This window comes from Streptomyces sp. NPDC020780 (genome assembly GCF_044334475.1).
Lineage (GTDB): Bacteria > Actinomycetota > Actinomycetes > Streptomycetales > Streptomycetaceae > Streptomyces.
Genome location: NZ_JBIRTB010000015.1, coordinates 41,654 through 64,296 on the forward strand (window position 1 = coordinate 41,654; position 22,643 = coordinate 64,296).

General features: G+C 70.0%; 22 protein-coding genes. 14 read left to right on the forward strand and 8 right to left on the reverse strand.

Going from position 1 to position 22,643, the window contains the following annotated elements:
- Positions 1 to 616: 616 nt before the first annotated feature.
- From gap to ACH4VO_RS25935, 8 genes are all read left to right on the forward strand, one after another.
- Positions 617 to 1,627 (forward strand): type I glyceraldehyde-3-phosphate dehydrogenase, encoded by a 1,011-nt coding sequence (gene gap / locus ACH4VO_RS25900; RefSeq protein WP_360997617.1) that lies wholly within the window; start codon positions 617 to 619, stop codon positions 1,625 to 1,627.
- A gap of 112 nt (positions 1,628 to 1,739) precedes the next feature.
- Complete coding sequence (locus ACH4VO_RS25905) at positions 1,740 to 2,951, forward strand: phosphoglycerate kinase (RefSeq protein WP_360997615.1); 1,212 nt, start codon at positions 1,740 to 1,742, stop codon at positions 2,949 to 2,951.
- 6 nt (positions 2,952 to 2,957) lie between these two features.
- Positions 2,958 to 3,734 (forward strand): triose-phosphate isomerase, encoded by a 777-nt coding sequence (gene tpiA / locus ACH4VO_RS25910; RefSeq protein ID WP_360997614.1) that lies wholly within the window; start codon positions 2,958 to 2,960, stop codon positions 3,732 to 3,734.
- Positions 3,735 to 3,847: 113 nt separating this feature from the next.
- Positions 3,848 to 4,084 carry a preprotein translocase subunit SecG gene (secG, locus tag ACH4VO_RS25915; RefSeq protein ID WP_307127593.1) on the forward strand — a complete coding sequence of 79 codons (237 nt, stop codon included), beginning with the start codon at positions 3,848 to 3,850 and terminating at the stop codon, positions 4,082 to 4,084.
- 109 nt (positions 4,085 to 4,193) lie between these two features.
- A complete protein-coding gene (locus ACH4VO_RS25920) occupies positions 4,194 to 4,529 on the forward strand; it encodes an RNA polymerase-binding protein RbpA (RefSeq protein ID WP_073747820.1) in 336 nt (111 codons plus the stop codon).
- A 153-nt stretch (positions 4,530 to 4,682) separates the two neighbouring features.
- On the forward strand, positions 4,683 to 6,335 hold the full coding sequence (pgi, locus tag ACH4VO_RS25925; RefSeq protein WP_360997611.1) for a glucose-6-phosphate isomerase: 1,653 nt from the start codon (positions 4,683 to 4,685) through the stop codon (positions 6,333 to 6,335).
- Positions 6,336 to 6,696: 361 nt separating this feature from the next.
- Positions 6,697 to 6,825: a hypothetical protein gene (locus tag ACH4VO_RS25930; protein ID WP_360997609.1), complete on the forward strand. Its 129-nt coding sequence runs from the start codon at positions 6,697 to 6,699 to the stop codon at positions 6,823 to 6,825.
- 84 nt (positions 6,826 to 6,909) lie between these two features.
- The gene (locus ACH4VO_RS25935) at positions 6,910 to 7,353 is read left to right on the forward strand and encodes a PPOX class F420-dependent oxidoreductase (protein WP_360997607.1); all 444 of its coding nucleotides are present in this window, start codon (positions 6,910 to 6,912) and stop codon (positions 7,351 to 7,353) included.
- Between the two features lie 141 nt (positions 7,354 to 7,494).
- On the opposite strand, the gene pgl is transcribed toward ACH4VO_RS25935, so the two are convergent.
- Genes pgl through tkt form a run of 5 tightly spaced genes read right to left on the reverse strand, consistent with a single transcriptional unit; the run spans position 7,495 to position 14,080 of the window.
- Positions 7,495 to 8,277 carry a 6-phosphogluconolactonase gene (pgl, locus tag ACH4VO_RS25940; RefSeq protein ID WP_360997605.1) on the reverse strand — a complete coding sequence of 261 codons (783 nt, stop codon included), beginning with the start codon at positions 8,275 to 8,277 and terminating at the stop codon, positions 7,495 to 7,497.
- Positions 8,274 to 9,305, reverse strand: coding sequence for a glucose-6-phosphate dehydrogenase assembly protein OpcA (opcA, locus tag ACH4VO_RS25945; RefSeq protein WP_360997603.1), 1,032 nt, complete (start codon positions 9,303 to 9,305; stop codon positions 8,274 to 8,276). Before opcA ends, pgl begins: the two co-directional genes overlap by 4 nt.
- On the reverse strand, positions 9,302 to 10,834 hold the full coding sequence (gene zwf / locus ACH4VO_RS25950; RefSeq protein WP_360997601.1) for a glucose-6-phosphate dehydrogenase: 1,533 nt from the start codon (positions 10,832 to 10,834) through the stop codon (positions 9,302 to 9,304). Before zwf ends, opcA begins: the two co-directional genes overlap by 4 nt.
- Before the next feature lie 5 nt (positions 10,835 to 10,839).
- Positions 10,840 to 11,958, reverse strand: coding sequence for a transaldolase (gene tal / locus ACH4VO_RS25955; protein WP_360997599.1), 1,119 nt, complete (start codon positions 11,956 to 11,958; stop codon positions 10,840 to 10,842).
- Between the two features lie 34 nt (positions 11,959 to 11,992).
- A complete protein-coding gene (tkt, locus tag ACH4VO_RS25960) occupies positions 11,993 to 14,080 on the reverse strand; it encodes a transketolase (RefSeq protein WP_360997597.1) in 2,088 nt (695 codons plus the stop codon).
- Positions 14,081 to 14,366: 286 nt separating this feature from the next.
- Between tkt and ACH4VO_RS25965 the strand changes: the two genes are divergently transcribed.
- Positions 14,367 to 15,320, forward strand: a complete 954-nt coding sequence (locus ACH4VO_RS25965) for a heme o synthase (protein ID WP_360997595.1) — start codon at positions 14,367 to 14,369, stop codon at positions 15,318 to 15,320.
- Positions 15,321 to 15,417: 97 nt separating this feature from the next.
- Positions 15,418 to 15,786, forward strand: coding sequence for a hypothetical protein (locus tag ACH4VO_RS25970; protein WP_360997593.1), 369 nt, complete (start codon positions 15,418 to 15,420; stop codon positions 15,784 to 15,786).
- Positions 15,787 to 15,885: 99 nt separating this feature from the next.
- Here ACH4VO_RS25970 and ACH4VO_RS25975 read toward each other — a convergent pair whose 3' ends face one another.
- The 3 genes from ACH4VO_RS25975 to ACH4VO_RS25985 form a co-directional block, all read right to left on the reverse strand.
- Positions 15,886 to 16,902, reverse strand: coding sequence for a COX15/CtaA family protein (locus ACH4VO_RS25975; protein WP_360997591.1), 1,017 nt, complete (start codon positions 16,900 to 16,902; stop codon positions 15,886 to 15,888).
- Positions 16,903 to 17,013: 111 nt separating this feature from the next.
- Positions 17,014 to 17,781, reverse strand: a complete 768-nt coding sequence (locus ACH4VO_RS25980) for an ABC transporter permease (RefSeq protein ID WP_360997589.1) — start codon at positions 17,779 to 17,781, stop codon at positions 17,014 to 17,016.
- On the reverse strand, positions 17,778 to 18,713 hold the full coding sequence (locus ACH4VO_RS25985) for an ABC transporter ATP-binding protein (RefSeq protein ID WP_360997587.1): 936 nt from the start codon (positions 18,711 to 18,713) through the stop codon (positions 17,778 to 17,780). The genes ACH4VO_RS25980 and ACH4VO_RS25985 overlap by 4 nt, the downstream gene beginning before the upstream one ends.
- A gap of 202 nt (positions 18,714 to 18,915) precedes the next feature.
- Here ACH4VO_RS25985 and ACH4VO_RS25990 point away from each other — a divergent pair, with 202 nt between their 5' ends.
- From ACH4VO_RS25990 to ACH4VO_RS26005, 4 genes are read left to right on the forward strand one after another with little or no spacing between them, the layout of a single operon-like run.
- Positions 18,916 to 19,665: a metalloregulator ArsR/SmtB family transcription factor gene (locus ACH4VO_RS25990; protein ID WP_360993859.1), complete on the forward strand. Its 750-nt coding sequence runs from the start codon at positions 18,916 to 18,918 to the stop codon at positions 19,663 to 19,665.
- A complete protein-coding gene (gene sufB / locus ACH4VO_RS25995) occupies positions 19,662 to 21,083 on the forward strand; it encodes a Fe-S cluster assembly protein SufB (protein WP_069172184.1) in 1,422 nt (473 codons plus the stop codon). Before ACH4VO_RS25990 ends, sufB begins: the two co-directional genes overlap by 4 nt.
- Before the next feature lie 60 nt (positions 21,084 to 21,143).
- Positions 21,144 to 22,325, forward strand: coding sequence for a Fe-S cluster assembly protein SufD (gene sufD / locus ACH4VO_RS26000; protein WP_360993864.1), 1,182 nt, complete (start codon positions 21,144 to 21,146; stop codon positions 22,323 to 22,325).
- Positions 22,325 to 22,642 carry a bifunctional 3-phenylpropionate/cinnamic acid dioxygenase ferredoxin subunit gene (locus tag ACH4VO_RS26005; RefSeq protein ID WP_360993866.1) on the forward strand — a complete coding sequence of 106 codons (318 nt, stop codon included), beginning with the start codon at positions 22,325 to 22,327 and terminating at the stop codon, positions 22,640 to 22,642. Before sufD ends, ACH4VO_RS26005 begins: the two co-directional genes overlap by 1 nt.
- The last annotated feature ends 1 nt before the right edge of the window (position 22,643 follow it).

Here is a 22,643-nt window from a genome sequence, read left to right on the forward strand (position 1 = left end):
GGGGCGCGGAGGCGTGAGGCCCGGGCAACGCAGGGCCCTGCGGGCCGATTTCTCCGCCGGGACGGGTTCCATTCCGATTTCCGGCCGAGCATTTTTTCGGAATGGACCGGGCGCACGGACCGGGCGCCCGCCCCGCCGGATTGACTGAGCACCACCCTGCACAATTGAGCGGATTCGGTCGCCGTTCCACTCGCCCGCACATCCGGAAAAGAACACGCGGTCTCGGCGTGTTTATCGATTGAGTACCCCTCCGCACAATTGAGCGAAGCCCCGGCAAGGGGCGGTGGGTGCGGTACGGGCGGGGTGGGTGTGCCCGCGTCGGCGACTCCCCGTGACATCCACCCGGCGGGCTCCACCGAACGCCCCCGCGTCACACGGGGTTGGGGCCCGAGACTCGTTGACGTTCCGTGACCACGGGGTGGGGATAGGGGATTTCCGTCGATCACCACGGCCGGAATCCCCTGCTTCTACTCGGAAGTAAGAGGATCTCCCTTCGCGCACTCCCTCTCGATGTCACCCCGGGGCCTTCGGAGAGGTAGGGTCGGAGGCGGTCGGGGACATCCCTATAAAAACTCGCCGGCATCGAAACCGGCGTTCCTAACGAGGAGATCGGTTCGTGACGATCCGCGTAGGCATCAACGGCTTTGGCCGCATCGGTCGTAACTACTTCCGCGCGCTGCTGGAGCAGGGTGCGGACATCGAGATCGTGGCTGTCAACGACCTGGGTGACACTGCGACCACGGCCCACCTGCTGAAGTACGACACCATCCTGGGTCGCCTCAAAGCAGAGGTGAGCCACACCGCCGACACCATCACCGTGGACGGTCACACCATCAAGGTGCTGTCCGAGCGCAACCCGGCCGACATCCCGTGGGGTGAGCTGGGTGTCGACATCGTCATCGAGTCGACCGGCATCTTCACCAAGAAGGCCGACGCCGAGAAGCACATCGCGGGTGGCGCCAAGAAGGTCCTCATCTCGGCTCCGGCCAAGGACGAGGACATCACCATCGTGATGGGCGTCAACCAGGACAAGTACGACGCGGCGAACCACCACGTCATCTCCAACGCCTCCTGCACCACCAACTGTGTGGCGCCGATGGCCAAGGTTCTCGACGAGAACTTCGGCATCGTCAAGGGCCTGATGACGACGGTCCACGCCTACACCAACGACCAGCGCATCCTGGACTTCCCGCACTCGGACCTGCGCCGCGCCCGCGCCGCCGCCGAGAACATCATCCCGACCACGACGGGCGCCGCCAAGGCGACCGCCCTGGTCCTCCCGCAGCTCAAGGGCAAGCTCGACGGCATCGCGATGCGCGTGCCGGTCCCCACGGGCTCCGCCACCGACCTCGTCGTGACGCTGGCGCGCGAGGTCACCAAGGACGAGGTCAACGCCGCGTTCAAGAAGGCCGCCGACGACGGCGACCTCAAGGGCTTCCTGACGTACACCGAGGACCCGATCGTCTCCTCGGACATCGTCGGCGACCCGTCGTCCTGCACCTTCGACTCCTCCCTGACCATGGTCCAGGAGGGCAACTCGGTGAAGATCCTCGGCTGGTACGACAACGAGTGGGGTTACTCCAACCGCCTCGTCGACCTGACCGTCTTCGTCGGCGGCCAGCTCTGATCCTAGGATCGACAGGCATCCAGGTGTGATGCGAGGGGCTCGGACGGTGCGACGCGGCGCCGTTCGAGCCCCCTCGCATGCTCATCAGTCCTTCCAAGGAGTAGGGGAACAGATGAAGACGATCGACGAACTTCTCGCCGAAGGGGTCGCGGGCAAGCGGGTATTCGTCCGCGCCGACCTCAACGTGCCGCTGGACGGCACCACGATCACCGACGACGGCCGCATCCGCGCCGTCCAGCCGACGGTCGCCCGCCTCGCCGGAGCCGGTGCGCGGGTCGTCGTCGCCTCGCACCTCGGCCGCCCCAAGGGCGCGCCTGACCCGGCCTTCTCGCTGGCTCCCGCCGCCGCGCGCCTCGGTGAACTGCTCGGGGCCGACGTGGCGTTCGCGACGGACACCGTCGGTGACTCCGCCCGCGCCACGGTCGCCGGACTCTCCGACGGCCAGGTCGCCGTGATCGAGAACCTCCGCTTCAACGCCGGCGAGACCTCCAAGGACGACGCGGAGCGCGGCGCCTTCGCCGACCGGCTCGCGGAGCTCGCCGACGTGTACGTCGGCGACGGTTTCGGTGCCGTCCACCGCAAGCACGCCTCGGTCTTCGACCTCCCGGCCCGGCTGCCGCACGCGGCCGGCGGCCTGATCGCGACCGAGGTCGGCGTCCTGAAGAAGCTCACCGAGGACGTGCGGCGCCCGTACGCCGTGGTCCTCGGCGGCGCCAAGGTCTCCGACAAGCTCGGGGTCATCGACCACCTCCTGCAGAAGGCCGACCGCATCCTGATCGGCGGCGGCATGGCGTACACCTTCCTCAAGGCCAAGGGCCACGAGGTGGGCATCTCGCTGCTTCAGGAGGACCAGGTCCCGGCCGTCCAGGAGTACCTCAAGCGGGCCGAGGAGCTCGGCGTGGAGTTCGTGCTCCCCGTCGACGTCCTGGTCGCCCACGAGTTCCCCGACCTGAAGACCAAGGCGCCCGCCCACCCGGCCACGGTCGCCGCCGACGCCATCCCGGCCGACCAGGAGGGCCTGGACATCGGGCCGGAGACGCGCAAGCTGTACGCGGCGAAGCTCGCCGACGCGGCCACGGTCTTCTGGAACGGCCCGATGGGCGTGTTCGAGCACCCCGACTACGCCGAGGGCACCAAGGCCCTCGCGCAGGCCCTCGTCGACTCGCCGGCCTTCAGCGTCGTCGGCGGCGGGGACTCCGCGGCCGCCGTCCGCATCCTGGGCTTCGACGACAACGCATTCGGCCACATCTCGACCGGTGGCGGCGCCAGCCTCGAATACCTCGAGGGCAAGACGCTTCCCGGACTCGCCGCACTGGAGGACTGACCCCTGATGAGCACCCGCACCCCGCTGATGGCGGGCAACTGGAAGATGAACCTCAACCACCTCGAGGCCATCGCCCACGTCCAGAAGCTCGCCTTCGCCCTGACCGACAAGGACTACGACGCCGTAGAGGTCGCCGTCCTGCCCCCCTTCACGGACCTGCGGACCGTGCAGACCCTGGTCGACGGCGACAAGCTGAAGATCAAGTACGGCGCCCAGGACATCTCGGCGCAGGACTCCGGCGCCTACACCGGTGAGATCTCCGGCCCCATGCTCGCCAAGCTGAAGTGCACGTTCGTGGCCGTCGGCCACAGCGAGCGCCGCCAGTACCACGGCGAGAACGACGAGATCTGCAACGCCAAGGTGAAGGCCGCGTTCAAGCACGGCCTGACCCCGATCCTCTGCGTCGGAGAGGGCCTGGACATCCGCAAGGCCGGTGACCAGGTTCCCTACACGCTCGCGCAGCTCGACGGTGCCCTGAAGGACATCCCGGCCGAGCAGGCCGAGTCCATCGTGATCGCCTACGAGCCGGTCTGGGCCATCGGGACCGGCGAGGTCGCCACCCCCGAGGACGCCCAGGAGGTCTGCGGCGCGATCCGCGCCAGGCTCGCCGAGCTGTACGCGCAGGAGCTGGCCGACGCCGTCCGCATCCAGTACGGCGGCTCGGTGAAGTCGGGCAACGTCGCGGCCATCATGGCGCAGCCCGACGTGGACGGAGCCCTGATCGGCGGCGCCGCGCTCGACGCCGACGAGTTCGTCAAGATCGTCCGCTTCCGCGACCAGTGAGTATGCGGTAGCGCGGATCCGTCGTACCCTTGCGGGGGCCAGGGGGGTGTCACCCCCGGCCCCCGCTGTTCGTACATGCAGTCCTAGGAATTTCCGGAAAGTAGGGACCAGCCGTGATTTTGGCGTTCGAGATCGCCCTGATCGTCTTCAGCCTGCTGCTGATGCTGCTGGTGCTGATGCACAAGGGGAAGGGCGGCGGCCTCTCCGACATGTTCGGTGGCGGCATGCAGTCCTCCGTGGGCGGCTCCTCGGTCGCCGAACGCAACCTCGACCGCATCACCGTCGTGGTCGGTCTGGGCTGGTTCGCCTGCATCGTCGTCCTCGGTCTGCTCATCAAGCTGGACAGCTGACCCGGCGTCCGCGATTCCCGGTGACGGTGTAACTCCTTTCACTGGACGCGCGTTGGGCCTTACGTAGACTGGGGCATCTTCGAGCACCATCACGCAGGGAGTTACGACCGTGGCAAGTGGCAACGCGATCCGGGGAAGCCGGGTCGGAGCGGGGCCGATGGGGGAGGCCGAGCGGGGCGAGTCCGCTCCGCGCCTGCGCATCTCCTTCTGGTGCTCGAACGGGCACGAGACGCAGCCGAGCTTCGCCCATGACGCGCAGGTACCGGAGACCTGGGACTGCCCGCGCTGCGGTTTCCCGGCCGGGCAGGACCAGGACAACCCGCCGGACCCGCCGCGCACCGAGCCGTACAAGACGCACCTCGCGTACGTACGGGAACGGCGCAGCGACGCGGACGGCGAGGCGATCCTCGCCGAGGCCCTGGCGAAACTCCGCGGCGAGATCTGAGACTTTTCACCGGCCGGTCACCCCCAGGGTGCCCGGCCGGAATCCGTATGCCGTCCACCAGCTCGCCGGTGCGCCGCCGCACCCTCCGGATCAATTAGGTTGGGAGGGCAGCGGGGAAGGTTGCAGGTACGAGAGAAGTGGGCGATTTCCGGGATGAACGCACAAGGCCGAACCAAGCTCAGCCGGCTGCCCGAGTGGGCGGCTCTCGGCAAGCACCGTGAGGAGTTCGGGGGGACGGGTCTGCGGCAGCTGTTCGCGGACGCTCCGGACCGGGGGGAGCGGTACACGCTCCGGGTCGGCGACCTCCACATCGACTATTCCAAGCACCTCGTCACCGACGAGACGCTGCGCCTGCTGCGCGACCTCGCCGCCGCCACGGACGTGGCCGGGCTGCGGGACGCCATGTTCCGCGGCGAGAAGATCAACACGACCGAGGACCGCGCCGTCCTGCATACCGCGCTCCGCGCCCCGCGTGACGCCGTGATCGAGGTCGACGGCGAGAACGTGGTGCCGGCCGTGCACGCCGTCCTCGACCGGATGGCCGCCTTCGCGGACCGGATCCGGGCGGGCGAGTGGACCGGGCACACCGGCAAGCCGGTCAAGAACATCGTCAACATCGGTATCGGCGGCTCCGACCTCGGACCCGCCATGGCGTACGAGGTGCTGCGCTCCTTCACGGACCGCTCGCTGACCGTCCGCTTCGTCTCGAACGTGGACGGCGCCGACCTCCACGAGGCGGTGCAGGGTCTGGACCCGGCCGAGACGCTCTTCATCGTCGCCTCCAAGACGTTCACGACGATCGAGACCATCACCAACGCCACCTCCGCCCGCGACTGGCTGCTGACCGAGCTGAAGGCCGGTCAGGACGCCGTCGCCCAGCACTTCGTGGCGCTGTCGACCAACGCGGAGAAGGTCGCCGACTTCGGTATCGACACGGCCAACATGTTCGAGTTCTGGGACTGGGTCGGGGGCCGGTACTCCTACGACTCCGCGATCGGCCTCTCGCTGATGATCGCCATCGGCCCCGGCCGGTTCCGCGAGATGCTCGACGGCTTCCACCTCGTCGACGAGCACTTCCGCACCGCTCCCGCCGAGGAGAACGCCCCGCTGCTGCTGGGCCTGCTGGGCATCTGGTACGGCCAGTTCTTCGACGCCCAGTCGCACGCGGTGCTGCCCTACAGCCACTATCTGTCCAAGTTCACCGCGTACCTGCAGCAGCTGGACATGGAGTCCAACGGCAAGTCCGTGGACCGGGAAGGCAATCCGGTCGAGTGGGAGACCGGCCCGGTCGTCTGGGGCACCCCCGGGACAAACGGGCAGCACGCCTACTACCAGTTGATCCACCAGGGCACGAAGATCATCCCGGCCGACTTCATCGGTCTCGCCGCGCCGGTGCATGACCTGCTGCCCGGGCTGATCGCCCAGCACGACCTGCTGATGGCCAACTTCTTCGCCCAGACGCAGGCCCTCGCCTTCGGCAGGACGCCCGAGGAGGTCCGCGCGGAGGGCGTGCCCGAGGAACTCGTGGCGCACAAGACGTTCCGCGGCAACCACCCGACGACCACGATCCTCGCCGACCGGCTGACGCCGTCGGTGCTCGGCCAGCTGATCGCGCTGTACGAGCACAAGGTCTTCGTCCAGGGTGCCGTCTGGAACATCGACTCCTTCGACCAGTGGGGCGTGGAGCTCGGCAAGGTCCTCGCCAAGAAGATCGAGCCGGTCCTGACCGACGGCACCGGCGGGGAGGGCCTGGACAGCTCCACCGCCGCGCTCGTGGCGACGTACCGCTCACTGCGCGGCCGCTGAGCCGGTGACGGGGAGGGGACGGCTCCGGCCGCCGGGCCGCGCACCGGAGCGCCGGGCCGTTGGCCGGCGGTGGCCCCCGAAGCGGCCCTGGGTCTTGCGGGCGGGTTCCTCGCCCCGGCCGGAGACCGGCCGCTGATGTCCGCCGCGGAACCGGCGGTCGTGGAGCTGTTCCGCGCAGCCCCCTCCCTCCGGCTCGTCCGCACCCACCGCGGGGAGGTCACCGGGAGGCGGTTCATCCGGGCCCGAGGCCTGTGCCGCCGCCTCCCGCCCTCCCGGCACCGTATCGGCGCGGAGTCGGTGCCGCTCCCTGCCGGGATCGGCCGCCGGCATCTCCTGCCGACGTCGTCCACGGGGCCGACCTGTGCACCACGCGTACGTCGACCTCGGCTACGACGCCCACCGCCGTGTCCCGAAGGAAGCCCCCGGCCGGCTCACTCCCGAAGGGAGCCCGCTCCTCGGTGTCGGCGTCGGCAACGGGACGGAACGGTGATCGAGTTTCGGCCGGGGCGGCTCGCCGTGGCCTGACGGCCCGCACAATCGACGCGTCCGCTCCCGAGCCACCGAAGGACTCACCGTGCCAGACACCCTCGGCCCCGGCCGTCACCTCTCCCTCCTCGCCGACCACAGCCGAGGCGTGCTCGTCACGCTGAAGAAGGACGGCCGGCCGCAGCTCTCCAACGTGGACTTCGCCTACGACGAGGCCACCCGCACGATCCGGTTCTCCACCACGGACGGTCGCGCCAAGATCATCAACCTGCGCCGTGACCCGCGCGTCAGTCTCCACGTCACCACCGAGGACGGTGGCGCCTACGCCGTCTACGAGGGCGAGGCCACCCTTTCCGCAGTCGCCGGCGCACCGGGGGACGAGGCGGTCGAGGAACTGGTCGACGTCTACCGGGCGGTCCAGGGCGAACACCCCGACTGGGACGAGTACCGCGCCGTCATGGTCGAGGACCGGCGGCTGGTGGTCCGGTTCCGGATCGATCACGCCTACGGCTGGATCCCGGACCACGCCTGACCACGCCCGGCCGACGGGGGCGCGGAGCCCTGTGGAGTCCACAGGGACGCACCCCGCCGGCACCCCCGTTCCCGGTGGCGGCAGCAACGCGCCCGGCCCGCTCCGGACGGAGCGGGCCGGGCGCGTGCCTGTCGTACAGGCCTACGCGGACGCCGGCGGATACAGCGCCCGCGGCAGCCGCGAGGCCGCGGCGGCGTCCAGCAGCCACAGGGTGCGGCTGCGGCCGTACGCCCCCGCTGCCGGGGCCTGGATCTCCCCCGCACCGGACAACGCGATCTCCGCCGCCTCCGCCTTGTCCTCACCGGCGGCCAGCAGCCACACCTCACGCGCGGCCCGGACGGCCGGCAGCGTGAGCGTGACCCGGGTGGGCGGCGGCTTGGGCGCGCCGTGCACCCCGACGACGGTGCGCTCGGTCTCCCGCACCGCCGGCAGTTCCGGGAAGAGCGACGCGACGTGGGTGTCCGGGCCGACGCCCAGCATCAGCACGTCGAACGCCGGTACGGCCCCGTGGTCCTCCGGCGCCGCCGCGGCGGCGAGTTCCGCGGCGTAGCCCGCGGCGGCGGCATCCACGTCGCCGCCGTACGGTCCGTCCGAGGCCGGCATCGCGTGCACCCGTGACGGGTCCAGGTCCACCGCGTCGAGCAGGGCCGCGCGGGCCTGCGTCACGTTGCGCTCCGGGTCGCCCTCCGGCAGGAAGCGCTCGTCGCCCCACCACAGGTCGAGCCGCCGCCAGTCGATCGCGTCCCGCGCGGGCGAGGCGGCGAGCGCGGCCAGCAGACCGTTGCCGTTACGCCCGCCGGTGAGCACCACCGAGGCGGAGCCGCGGGCGGACTGCGCGTCCACGATCTTCGTGACCAGCCGGGCCGCCACCGCCTCGGCCATCAGCTCCTTGTCACGGTGGACGACGAGCTGCGGAGCACTCACTTGGGCGCCGCCTTCCTGGCCGCCGCCTTCTTGGCCGCGGGGGCCCCCGCGCCGGCCGGCTCCGACGGCTTCTGACCGGAACCGACGGACGAGGCCTCCGCGGGGCCGCCGAGGCGTTCCACCCCGAACTTCACCGTGGACGCGTAGATGTTGTCCGGGTCCAGACGCCGCAGCTCCTCCGCGAGCAGCTCCGCGGTCTCCCGGCGCTTCAGCGCCACGGCACGGTCGGGCTGGCCCACCATGCAGAGTGTGGCGAGCGCACCGTCGGGCCGGTCCAGCACGATGTCGCCGTTCTTGGTCGCCATCCGGACGGCCGTCAGGCCGGGACCGCCGGACAGGGTGCGCTCCACCGGGACGCCCAGCCGGTCCGCGAGCCACATGGCCAGTAGTTCGCAGCTCGGGTTGTCGGACTCGCCCTCGACCCTGGCCGAGACGACCTGCGCGGGCTGCTGGTCGAGCGCCGCCGCCAGCATCGAGCGCCAGGGCGTGATGCGGGTCCAGGCCAGGTCCGTGTCACCCGGCTGGTACGTGGCCGCGCGCACCGCCAGCTCGTCGAGCGGGCGCTCGGCGGAGTAGGTGTCGGTGATCCGGCGCTGGGCGAGTGCGCCCAGCGGGTCCTTCGCCGGGTCTGCGGGCGCGTCCTCGGGCCACCACACCACCACCGGCGCGTCCGGCAGCAGCAGCGGCAGGACGACCGACTGGGCGTGGTTGGCCAGCTCGCCGTGCAGGCGCAGCACGACGGTCTCGCCGGAGCCCGCGTCGGAACCGACCCGGATCTCGGCGTCGAGCCGTGCTTCGCGCCGTGCGCGCGGCGACCTGCTGGCCCGCTTGATCACCGCGATGATCCGTGACGGGTGCTCGCGGGACGAGTCGCTCGCCGCCCGGAGTGCGTCGTAGGCGTTCTCCTCGTCCGTGACGACGACGAGGGTGAGCACCATGCCGATGGCGGGCGTACCGATGGACCGGCGCGCCGAGATCAGCGTCTGGTTGATCTTGCTGGACGTGGTTTCCGTAAGGTCGATCTTCATGGCCGGCGCCAGCTCCGTCCGTCGCGTGCGAGCATCTCGTCCGCCTCGGCCGGACCCCAGCTGCCGGCCGGGTACTGGGCGGGCTTGCCGTGCTTGTCCCAGTACCTCTCGATCGGGTCGAGGATGCTCCAGGAGAGCTCGACCTCCTGGTGGCGTGGGAAGAGGTTGGCGTCACCGAGCAGGACATCGAGGATGAGCCGCTCGTACGCCTCCGGGCTGGACTCCGTGAAGGACTCGCCGTACGCGAAGTCCATCGTGACGTCCCGTACCTCCATGGAGGTACCGGGCACCTTGGAGCCGAACCGCACCGTGACGCCCTCGTCCGGCTGCACCCGGATGACCAGGGCGTTGCTGCCCAGCTCCTCCGTCGCCCCGGACTCGAAGGGCAGGTAGGGGGCGCGCTTGAAGACGACGGCGATCTCCGTGACACGGCGGCCGAGCCGCTTCCCGGTGCGGAGGTAGAACGGCACGCCCGCCCAGCGGCGGTTGTTGATCGTCAGTTTGATCGCCGCGTAGGTGTCGGTCTTCGACTTGGCGTCGATCCCCTCCTCCTCCAGGTACCCGAGGGCCTCCTCGCCGCCCTGCCACGCGTGCGTGTACTGGCCGCGGACCGTGTGCCTGCCGAGGTCCTCCGGCAGTTCCACGGCGGTGAGCACCTTGAGCTTCTCGGCGACCAGGGCCTTGGGGTGGAAGGAGCCGGGCTCCTCCATCGCCGTCAGCGCCAGCAGCTGGAGCAGGTGGTTCTGGATGACGTCACGCGCGGCGCCGATGCCGTCGTAGTAGCCGGCCCGGCCGCCGATGCCGATGTCCTCCGCCATCGTGATCTGGACGTGGTCGACGTACGACCTGTTCCAGATCGGCTCCCACATCGTGTTGGCGAAGCGCAGCGCCAGGATGTTCTGGACCGTCTCCTTGCCGAGGTAGTGGTCGATGCGGAAGACCTCGTTGGGCGGGAAGACGTCGTGCACGAGCTGGTTGAGCTCCTGCGCGCTCTCCAGGTCGTGGCCGAACGGCTTCTCGATGACCGCCCGTCGCCAGGAATTGTTCTTCTGGTCGGCCAGCCCGTGCTTCTTGAGCTGCTGGACGACCTTGGGGAAGAACTTCGGCGGCACGGACAGGTAGAAGGCGAAGTTGCCGCCCGTGCCCTGCGCCTTGTCGAGCTCCTCGATCGTGGCCCGCAGGGTCTCGAACGCCACGTCGTCGTCGAAGTTGCCCTGGACGAAGCGCATGCCCTGGGCGAGCTGCTGCCAGACCTCCTCCCGGAAGGGCGTGCGCGCGTGCTGCTTGACCGCGTCGTGGACGACCTGCGCGAAGTCCTCGTCCTCCCAGTCGCGGCGCGCGAAGCCGATGAGCGAGAAGCCCGGCGGCAGCAGGCCGCGATTGGCCAGGTCGTAGACAGCAGGCATCAGCTTTTTACGGGACAAATCGCCCGTGACGCCGAAAATCACCAGACCCGACGGTCCCGCGATACGCGGAAGCCGTCGGTCCTGGGCGTCACGGAGCGGGTTGGCTCCGGGAACACCAGACAAAGTGGTCAGCCCTCCGAAGGAGCGAGGCGCTTGAGCTCGGCCTCGGTCGAGTTGAGCAGGTCGTTCCAGGCCGCCTCGAACTTCTCGACGCCCTCGTCCTCCAGTACCTGGACGACTTCGTCGTAGCTGACCCCGAGCCTCTTGATCAGGTCGAGGTCGGCGCGGGCCTGGTCGTAGCCACCGGCGACGGTGTTGCCGGTGATGTCACCGTGGTCGGCCACGGCCTCCAGGGTCGCCTCCGGCATGGTGTTGACCGTGTTCGGGGCGACGAGGTCGTCGACGTACAGGGTGTCCTTGAGGGACGGGTCCTTGACGCCGGTGGAGGCCCACAGCGGACGCTGCTTGTTGGCGTGCGCCTTGTCGAGGGCGGCCCAGCGGTCGCCAGAGAAGAGCTCCTCGTACGCCTCGTAGGCGAGACGCGCGTTGGCGAGGGCGGACTTGCCCTTCGCGGCCTTGGCCTCGTCGCCGCCGACGGCGTCCAGCCGCTTGTCGATCTCGGTGTCCACACGGGACACGAAGAACGAGGCCACCGAGTGGATCTTGGAGAGGTCCAGGCCCGCGGCCTTCGCCTTCTCCAGACCCGCCAGGTAGGCGTCCATGACCTCGCGGTAGCGCTCCAGCGAGAAGATCAGGGTCACGTTGACGCTGATGCCCCGCCCGATCGTCTCCGTGATCGCCGGCAGGCCGGCCTTGGTCGCCGGGATCTTGATGAGCGTGTTCGGCCGGTCCACCAGCCACGCCAGCTGCTTGGCCTCGGCGACCGTGGCCAGGGTGTTGTGGGCCAGACGCGGGTCCACCTCGATGGAGACCCGGCCGTCCTGGCCGTCCGTCGCGTCGAAGACCGGACGCAGGATGTCGGCGGCGTCGCGGACGTCGGCCGTGGTGATCATGCGGATGGCTTCCTCGACGGTGACCTTGCGGGCGGCGAGGTCCGTGAGCTGCTGCTCGTACCCGTCACCGGCGGAGATCGCCTTCTGGAAGATCGACGGGTTCGTCGTGACGCCCACGACGTGGCTCTGGTCGATCAGCTCGGCCAGATTGCCGGACGTGATGCGCTTGCGCGACAGGTCGTCGAGCCAGATCGCCACGCCCTCGTCGGAGAGGCGCTTGAGTGCGTCTGTCATGAGAGTTGCATCTCCTACTAGTCGTATGACGGGGTCAGCGCGCGGCGGCGGCGAGAGATTCCCGCGCGGCTTCGGCCACGTGCCCGGCGGTGAAGCCGAACTCACGGAAGAGGACCTTGGCGTCCGCCGAGGCGCCGAAGTGCTCCAGCGAGACGATCCGGCCCGCGTCACCCACGTAGCGGTACCAGGTCAGGCCGATGCCCGCCTCGACGGCGACCCGGGCCTTCACGGACGGCGGCAGCACGCTGTCCTTGTACGCCTGGTCCTGCTCCTCGAACCACTCGACACACGGCATCGACACCACACGGGTCGGCACACCGGCCGCCTGGAGCTCCTCCCGCGCCTCGACGGCGAGGTGGACCTCGGAGCCCGTGCCGATGAGGACGACCTGCGCCTCGCCGCCCTCGGCCTCGAAGAGCACGTAGCCGCCCTTGGCGGCGTCGTCGTTCGCCTCGTAGGTGGGCACGCCCTGGCGGGTGAGCGCCAGACCGTGCGGGGCGCCCTTGCCGAACTCCTTGGTGTACCGGCGCATGACCTCGCGCCAGGCGATCGCCGTCTCGTTGGCGTCGGCGGGGCGGACGACGTTCAGGCCCGGGATGGCGCGCAGCGAGGCCAGGTGCTCGACCGGCTGGTGCGTCGGACCGTCCTCGCCGAGGCCGATCGAGTCGTGCGTCCACACGTACGTCACCGGCAGGTGCATCAGCGCGGACAGCCGCACGGCGTTGCGCATGTAGTCGGAGAACACCAGGAAGGTGCCGCCGTAGACCCGGGTGTTGCCGTGCAGCGCGATGCCGTTCATGGCCGCGGCCATGGAGTGCTCGCGGATGCCGAAGTGGATCGTCCGGCCGTACGGGTCCGCCTCGGGCAGCGGGTTGCCGACGGGGAGGAACGAGGACGTCTTGTCGATCGTGGTGTTGTTCGAGCCCGCCAGGTCGGCGGAGCCGCCCCACAGCTCGGGTACGACGGCGCCGAGGGCCTGCAGGACCTTGCCCGAGGCCGCGCGGGTGGCGACGGAGTGGCCGGCCTCGAAGACCGGGAGCGCGTCCTCCCAGCCCTCGGGCAGCTCGCCCGCGGCGATCCGGTCGAAGGCGGCGGCACGCTCGGGGTCGGCCGTGCGCCACGCGGCGAAGGACTTGCTCCACTCCGCCTTGGCCTCGCGGCCGCGGTCCAGCGCCTCACGGGTGTGCGCGATGACCTCGTCGGAGACCTCGAAGGTCTTCTCCGGGTCGAAGCCGAGCACGCGCTTGGTGGCCGCGATCTCGTCGTCGCCGAGCGCCGAGCCGTGAGCGGCCTCGGTGTTCTGGGCGTTCGGCGCGGGCCACGCGATGATCGAGCGGGCGGCGATGAAGGACGGGCGCTCCGTCTCGGCCTTGGCTGCCTGCAACGCGCGGTAGAGCCCCTCGGGGTCCAGGTCGCCGCTGGGCAGCTGGTCCACGCGCTGGACGTGCCAGCCGTAGGACTCGTACCGCTTCAGGGTGTCCTCGGAGACCGCGGTCTCCGTGTCGCCCTCGATCGAGATGTGGTTGTCGTCCCACAGGAGCACCAGGTTGCCGAGCTTCTGGTGGCCGGCCAGCGAGGACGCCTCGGCCGAGATGCCCTCCTGGAGGCAGCCGTCACCGGCGATGACCCAGACCATGTGGTCGAACGGTGAGGTGCCGGGAGCCGCGTCCGGGTCGAACAGACCGCGCTCGTAGCGCGAGGCCATCGCCATGCCCACGGCGTTGGCGACACCCTGGCCCAGCGGGCCGGTCGTCGTCTCGACACCGGTGGTGTGGCCGTACTCCGGGTGCCCCGGGGTCTTGGAGCCCCAGGTGCGGAAGGCCTTGAGGTCGTCCAGCTCCAGGCCGTACCCCGCCAGGTAGAGCTGGATGTACAGCGTCAGGCTGGAGTGGCCCGCGGAGAGTACGAACCGGTCGCGGCCGGTCCAGTCCGCGTCCGCCGGGTCGTGGCGCATCACCTTCTGGAAGAGGGTGTACGCGGCAGGGGCCAGGCTCATCGCCGTACCCGGGTGGCCGTTTCCGACCTTCTGTACGGCGTCCGCGGCGAGGACGCGGACGGTGTCCACGGCCCGCTGGTCCAATTCGGTCCACTGGAGGTCTGTGGTGGTCGGCTTGGTGCTCACCCTGAGTCAGGGCTCCTCTCCACTGTCGTAAACCGGTGACTGGTTACCGCACCGGGCATTGCCGAGCCTACCCCCGACGACACGCGGTACTTCTGCCCTTTCCACAGTGCGGGCGACCTGCGGAGTTCGCCTCCCGTATGAGCGCTCCCGTTCACTTCTGCGCCACCCTCAACACGACCCCACCCCCGCGAAGAACGGCGTATGCGCAACGTCTACAGTGGTCTGGTTCGCGCAAGTCTTCACGGGGCCTTCAGGCCCGGAGCTTGCTGGGATTTCTCTGTCAGGGGTGTGCGTGACGGCCGTCGAGTCCCGACCCGCGGGGGTCGCCTTGACTCCGGGCCCGGTGGGTCATCGCCCGTTCGGGGCCCGCGTCAAGGCCTTCGTGGCGCTTACCAAGCCGCGCATCATCGAGCTGCTGCTGATCACCACCGTACCGGTGATGTTCCTGGCCGCTCAGGGCGTGCCCGACCTGTGGCTCGTGGTGACCACCACCATCGGCGGATATCTCTCCGCGGGCGGTGCCAACGCGCTCAACATGTATATCGACCGGGACATCGACGCGCTGATGGACCGCACGTCGCAGCGGCCGCTCGTGACCGGCATGGTGTCCCCGCGCGAGTGCCTGGCGTTCGGAATCGCCCTCGGCGTCATTTCCACCGTCTGGTTCGGACTGCTCGTCAACTGGCTTTCGGCAGCTCTCGCGCTCGGCGCACTTCTGTTCTATGTCGTGATCTACACGATGCTGCTGAAGCGCCGTACCTCGCAGAACATCGTCTGGGGCGGAATCGCGGGCTGTATGCCCGTACTCATCGGCTGGTCCTCGGTGACCAATTCGATGGCGTGGGCCCCGGTCATTCTTTTCGCCGTCATGTTCTTCTGGACCCCGCCGCACTACTGGCCGCTCTCCATGAAGGTGAAGGACGACTACGCCCGGGTCGGCGTCCCGATGCTCCCGGTCGTCGCCTCCAACCGGGTGGTCGCCCGCCAGATCGTCCTCTACAGCTGGGTGATGGTCGCGGTCTCGCTGCTGCTGACACCGCTGGGCTACACCGGGTGGTTCTACACCGCCGTGGCCCTGCTGGCCGGCGGCTTCTGGCTCTGGGAGGCCCATGGCCTGCAGAACCGGGCGAAGGCCGGGGTGACCGGCGCGAAGCTCAAGGAGATGCGGCTGTTCCACTGGTCCATCACCTACGTCTCCTTCCTCTTCGTCGCCGTCGCGGTGGACCCCTTCCTCAGGTAGACAGACCGCACGCGGGCTCCGCCGACGGGCGGGGACGTGGCCGATGCCACGCCCCCGCCCGTCGCCCTGTGACCTACCCGTCGGTAGCATCCTGTTCATGGCAGAGACGGCAGAAACGGCAGAGTCCGCGTCCCCGCAGGACGACGGCAGGAAGGCGGCCCGCGCAGAGCGTAGGGCCGCCAAGCTCGCCAGGGAGATCGGCGCGTTCAGCAAGGCGCACGGCGGCGCCGAGGGGCAGCTCGCTCACCTCGGCCAGATGGGCACCCGCATCGTCCTCGTCGGCGAGGACGGCGGGTGGGGCGACCTGGTCGCCCCCTCGTACGCGGTGGCCGAGAGCGCCGCGCGCAAGGCCGGCCTCACCCTGCACGAGACGTTCGACGGCGAGTTCGCCGCGAAGGTGCGCACCGGCCCGTACGAGTGGTCCCGCATGGCCGGTATCCAGGTGGGCGGCCCTTCCAACGGCTGACCCACCCTCACCTGACACGGCAGAGGGCCTCCGTCACGACCCGCCCCGGGCGGTACGACGGAGGCCCTCTGCCGTGTCAGGAGCCGTGCGGCCCGTTTCTCAGGCGGTCGGCGCGTGCTCCGGCCTCGGCGCGGCCACCGGTACGGGAACGGCCGCCTCCGCCACCGGGCGCTCCCGCAGCGCCAGCAGCACCCGCAGGACCGCGATCCAGACCAGGCACGAGCCCAGCATGTGCAGACCCACCAGGATCTCCGGGGTGTCCAGGAAGTACTGGACGTAGCCGATGACGCCCTGGGCCAGCAGCACCACGAAGAGCTCGCCGGCCCGGCGACGCGGCCCGGCCGGGGCGTCCACGGCCTTCAGCACGAACCACAGCGCGATCGTCAGCGCCACCACGACCCAGGCCAGGTCGGCGTGCAACTGGCTGATCAGCTTCCAGTCGAGCGGGATGCGGTGCACGTCGCTGGAGTCGCCCGCGTGACGCCCCGAACCCGTCACGACCGTCCCGACGGCGACCAGCAGACCGGCGGCGACCACCAGGATCCAGGTGAGCTGCGCGACGGCCTTGCCGACGAGCGGCTTCGGCTCGGTGTCGCCCTCGCCCAGCCGGTTCCACATCAGCACCGCGAGCGTGAGCAGGGCGGTGGAGAGCAGGAAGTGCGCCGCGACGGTGTACGGGTTGAGCCCCACCAGGACGACGATCCCACCCAGCACCGCGTTACCCATGACGACCCAGAACTGCGCCCAGCCGAGCCGGGTGAGGCTGCGCCGCCGGGGCTTCACCGCACGGGTGGCGATGATCGCCCAGCCGACCGCCGCGCACAGCACGTACGTCAGCATCCGGTTGCCGAACTCGATGACGCCGTGCAGGCCCATCTCGCTGGTCGTGGTGAGGCTGTCGTCGGTGCACTTGGGCCAGGTGGGGCAGCCGAGGCCGGAGCCGGTCAGCCGTACGGCGCCGCCGGTCACGACGATGACCACGGCCATGACGATCGACGCCATGACGGCCCGGCGCACGGTCCGGGGCGTCGGCGTCCACCGCTCGGCGATGTACTGGAGCGGGTTGCGGGCGGCTTGAGCGGCGTCGGCTCGGGTCAGCTTGGGCACGCGCACCATCGTAAGCGGGCGGCTTGTGCACGCGTTCACGAGGGGGACGAGTTGCGACGAACCGTCACTCCGTGCCGCGGCGGCGTCACTCCCCGGGGGCTCTTCCGCGTCAGCCGCGCGTCACTCCCAGCGGAAGAACCGCGCCGCCGCGCCGAGCCCGAGCACGGCCCACGCCGCCAGGATCCCGAGGTCGCCCCACGGCAGTCCGGCGCCGTGCTGGAGGACGTCCCTGAGCCCGCCCGAGAGCGCCGAGATGGGCAGGAGCTCCAGGACGGACCGTGCCGCGTCCGGGAACCTGTCCAGCGGCACGACGACCCCGCCGCCCACCAGGAGCAGCAGGAAGACCAGGTTGGCCGCGGCCAGCGTCGCCTCGGCCCTCAGCGTGCCCGCCATCAGCAGCCCGAGGCCGGAGAAGGCCACGGTCCCCAGGAGCAGGAGCAGCAGCACGGCGAAGGGGCTGCCCCCTGGTGACCAGCCGAGCGCGAGGGCGATCACCGTGAGCAGCGCGACCTGCAGCACCTCGGTGACGAGCACCGAGAGCGTCTTCGCCGCCATCAGGCCCCAGCGCGGCAGCGGCGAAGCGCCCAGCCGCTTGAGGACCCCGTAGCGCCGTTCGAAGCCGGTCGCGATGGCCTGGCCGGTGAAGGCCGTGGACATCACCGCGAGCGCGAGCACGCCGGGGGCCAGGAAGTCGACCGGCTCGTCCGTGCCCGTGTCGACGATGTCGACCGAGCTGAAGAGCACCAGGAGCAGGGTCGGGATGACCACCGTCAGCAGCAGCTGCTCGCCGTTGCGCAGCAGCATGCGGGTCTCCAGCGCGGCCTGCGCGGCGATCATGCGGGGCAGCGGGGCGGCGCCGGGGCGGGGGGTGTACGTACCGGCGCTCATGCGCGCAGCTCCTTGCCGGTCAGTTCGAGGAAGACGTCCTCGAGGGTGTGCCGCTCGACCGCGATGCCGTCCGGCATCACGCCGTGCTGGGCGCACCAGGAGGTGACGGTGGCCAGCAGCTCGGGGTCGACACGCCCGGTGATGCGGTACGTGCCCGAGGTGAGCTCGGCCGCCGCGCTGCCGTCCGGCAGCGCCTTCAGCAGCGAGGCCAGGTCCAGGCCGGGGCGGCCGGTGAACCGCAGGGTGTTCTCGGCGCCGCCGCGGCGCAGCTGCTCGGGGCTGCCCTGGGCGATGACCCGGCCCGCGTCGATGACGGCGACGTCGTCGGCGAGCTCCTCGGCCTCGTCCATGAAGTGGGTGGTGAGGACGATGGAGACGCCGTCCGCGCGCAGCTCCCGGACCAGGTCCCAGGTGGAGCGGCGGGCCTGCGGGTCGAGGCCCGCGGTCGGCTCGTCCAGGAAGAGCAGTTCGGGGCGGCCCACGACGGCCGTCGCCAGGGCCAGCCGCTGCTGCTGGCCGCCGGAGAGCCTGCGGTAGGTGGTGCGTCCGCAGCTGCCGAGGCCGAGGCGTTCGATCAGTGCGTCGACGTCCAGCGGGTGGGCGTGCAGCTTCGCCATGTGGCGCAGCATCTCGTCGGCGCGGGCGCCGGAGTAGACGCCGCCGGACTGCAGCATGACGCCGATGCGGGGCCGGAGCTCGGCCGCGTCGGCCACGGGGTCCAGACCCAGGACCCGTACCGTCCCGCCGTCCGGACGGCGGTAGCCCTCGCAGATTTCGATGGTGGTGGTCTTGCCGGCGCCGTTGGGCCCCAGGACCGCGGTGACCGCGCCCGCCGGGACCTCCAGATCGAGGCCGTCCACCGCGGTCTTCGTGCCGTACCGCTTGACCAGGCCGGTCACCTGTACGACCTGCCTGCCGGGCTCGCTGCTCATGGCGGGCAAGTCTAGGCGCGGCGGTCGGGCCCTCCGCGCGGAGGGCCCGACGGGGCGGCGGCCGCGGGAGCGCTCACCTGCGAGGGTGGCGCCCGTTGACCGTTTCCGCAGGTCAATTTAGGTCTGCCTAAGTGATGAACCGCACCACGCCCGGTCAGGGGGCGGGTTGTCACGTTCGAAGGAATTACGCAACAATGGCGTTGTGAAATACGCGGGCGAGGCTCCTCATGAGGAACTCGCGACCGGTGAGCGCTCGACGCGCAACAGGGTCGCGCGCTCCATCCTGGATCACGGTCCGTCCACCGCGGCCGACCTGGCCGCGCGCGTCGGCCTGACCCAGGCCGCTGTACGCCGCCATCTCGACGCGCTCGTCTCCGACGGCGTCGTCGAGGCCCGCGAGCAGCGGGTGTACGGCGCGCGGACCCGCGGGCGGCCGGCCAAGGTGTTCGCTCTGACCGACTGCGGTCGGGACGCCTTCGACCAGTCCTACGACAAGCTCGCCGCCGACGCCCTGCGCTGGATCGCCGAGACGGCGGGGGACGAGGCGGTCGCCGCCTTCGCCCGTGCCCGGATGGCCGCCCAGTCGGAGGCCTACCGCGCGGCGGTCGAGGCCGCCGACCCCGAGGCGCGCACCGAGGCGCTGGCCAAGGCCCTGTCGGCCGACGGGTACGCTGCGACGGCGCGCAGCGCGCCGTCCCCGCAGCAGGGCGAGCAGCTGTGCCAGCACCACTGCCCGGTCGCGCACGTCGCCGAGCAGTTCCCGCAGCTGTGCGAGGCGGAGACGGAATTCTTCTCCAGCCTGCTCGGGACCCATGTCCAGCGGCTCGCCACCCTCGCCCACGGCGACGGTGTGTGCACGACGTTCGTCCCGCGCAGCGGCCCCGCAGCACCCCAGGCTTCACAGACCACCCATTCAGCATCTGCAAGCACGGCCGGGAGGAACCCCGCATGACGCTCCCCACGGAGACTGCCCACCCTGAGCTCGAGGGTCTGGGCACGTACGAATTCGGCTGGGCCGACTCCGACGCGGCAGGCGCGGCGGCGAAGCGCGGCCTGTCCGAAGCTGTCGTCCGCGACATCTCGGAGAAGAAGAACGAGCCGGAGTGGATGCTCAAGCTGCGGCTCAAGGGCCTGAAGCTGTTCGGCAAGAAGCCCATGCCGAACTGGGGCTCGGACCTGTCGGGCATCGACTTCGACAACATCAAGTACTTCGTGCGCTCCACGGAGAAGCAGGCGGAGTCGTGGGAGGACCTGCCCGAGGACATCAAGAACACGTACGACAAGCTCGGTATCCCGGAGGCGGAGAAGCAGCGCCTGGTCGCCGGTGTCGCCGCGCAGTACGAGTCCGAGGTGGTCTACCACCAGATCAACGAGGAACTCGAGGCGCAGGGTGTCATCTTCATGGACACCGACACGGCGCTGAAGGAGCACCCGGAGCTCTTCAAGGAGTACTTCGGCACCGTCATCCCCGTGGGTGACAACAAGTTCGCCTCGCTGAACTCGGCCGTCTGGTCCGGCGGCTCGTTCATCTACGTGCCGAAGGGCGTGCACGTGGAGATCCCGCTCCAGGCCTATTTCCGTATCAACACGGAGAACATGGGCCAGTTCGAGCGGACGCTGATCATCGTCGACGAGGACGCCTACGTCCACTACGTCGAGGGCTGCACCGCGCCGATCTACTCCTCGGACTCCCTGCACTCCGCGGTCGTCGAGATCATCGTGAAGAAGGGCGGCCGCTGCCGCTACACGACCATCCAGAACTGGTCGAACAACGTCTACAACCTCGTCACCAAGCGCGCCGTGGCGTACGAGGGCGCGACCATGGAGTGGGTCGACGGCAACATCGGCTCCAAGGTCACCATGAAGTACCCGGCCGTCTACCTCATGGGCGAGCACGCCAAGGGCGAGACGCTGTCCATCGCCTTCGCGGGCGAGGGCCAGCACCAGGACGCCGGCGCCAAGATGGTCCACATGGCCCCGAACACCTCGTCCAACATCGTCTCCAAGTCGGTGGCGCGAGGCGGTGGCCGCACCTCCTACCGCGGCCTGATCGAGATCGGCGAGGGCGCACCGGGCGCGAAGTCCAACGTGCTCTGCGACGCGCTCCTGGTCGACACGATCTCCCGTTCGGACACCTACCCGTACGTCGACGTCCGCGAGGACGACGTGTCCATGGGCCACGAGGCGACCGTCTCCAAGGTCTCCGAGGACCAGCTCTTCTACCTCATGAGCCGCGGACTCACCGAGTTCGAGGCCATGGCGATGATCGTGCGCGGCTTCGTCGAGCCGATCGCCAAGGAGCTGCCCATGGAGTACGCCCTGGAGCTCAACCGGCTGATCGAGCTGCAGATGGAGGGCTCGGTCGGCTAGTACGCCCACCGACCGCGTCCCGAAGAGTTCTTGACTGAGAAAGCGAGCATGACGACAGCCATGGCTGAGGCCCAAAACATCCCGGTGGGCTCCACCACCGCCGGATCCATCGCGGTGGCCGCCGAGTCGACCGTCGCCACGCGCATGAGCGCCCCCCCGTCCTTCGACGTCGCGGACTTCCCGGTCCCGCACGGCCGTGAGGAGGAGTGGCGGTTCACGCCGCTGGACCGGCTGCGCGGACTGCACGACGGCACCGCCGTCGCCACCGGTGACGGCGTGAAGGTCGTCGTCGAGGCGCCCGCGGGCGTCACGGTGGAGACCGTGGGCCGCGACGACGCGCGCCTGGGCAGGGCCGGCGTCCCCGCGGACCGGGTCGCCGCGCAGGCGTACTCCTCCTTCCAGCAGGCCTCGGTCGTCACCGTCGCCAAGGAGGCCGTGCTCACCGAGCCGGTCCGCATCGCCGTGCACGGCCAGGGCGGTGTCGCCTACGGCCACCAGGTCATCGAGCTGGGAGCCTTCGCCGAGGCCGTCGTCGTCATCGACCACACCGGCGACGCGGTGCTCGCCGCCAACGTCGACTACATCCTGGGCGACGGTGCGAAGCTGACCGTCGTCTCCGTCCAGGACTGGGACGAGAACGCCGTCCACGTCGGTCAGCACAACGCGCTGGTCGGCCGGGACGCCTCCTTCAAGTCCGTCGTCGTCACCTTCGGCGGCGACCTGGTCCGCCTCCACCCCCGGGTCGCCTACGCCGGCCCCGGCGGAGAGGCCGAGCTCTTCGGTCTGTACTTCACCGACCGGAACCAGCACCAGGAGCACCGCCTCCTGGTCGACCACAACACCCCGCACTGCAAGTCCAACGTGGCCTACAAGGGCGCGCTGCAGGGTGACGGCGCACACGCCGTCTGGATCGGTGACGTCCTCATCCAGGCCGCGGCCGAGGGCACCGACACCTACGAGATGAACCGCAACCTGGTTCTGACCGACGGTGCCCGGGTCGACTCCGTGCCCAACCTGGAGATCGAGACCGGCGAGATCGTCGGCGCGGGCCACGCCTCGGCGACCGGCCGCTTCGACGACGAGCAGCTGTTCTACCTCCAGTCCCGCGGTATCCCGGCCGAGGAGGCCCGCCGGCTCGTCGTGCGCGGCTTCTTCGCCGAACTGGTCCAGCAGATCGGTCTGCCCGACGTCGAAGCCCGTCTCCTCGACAAGATCGAGGCCGAGCTGGAGGCGTCGGTCTGATGGCCTTCGTCCGAGCCTGTGCGCTGAGCGAGCTGAAGGACGGCACCCCCCTGCGGGTGGAGATCGACGGTACGCCGGTCTCCGTCGTCCACACCGAGGGCGAGGTGTTCGCCATCAACGACATCTGTTCGCACGCGAACGTGTCGCTGTCGGAGGGCGAGGTGGAGGACTGCATGATCGAGTGCTGGCTGCACGGCTCGAGCTTCGACCTGCGCACCGGCAAGCCGTCCGGTCTTCCCGCGACGCGCCCCGTCCCCGTATACCCCGTAAAGATCGAAGGGGACGATGTGCTCGTCTCCGTCACCCAGGAGTCCTGAG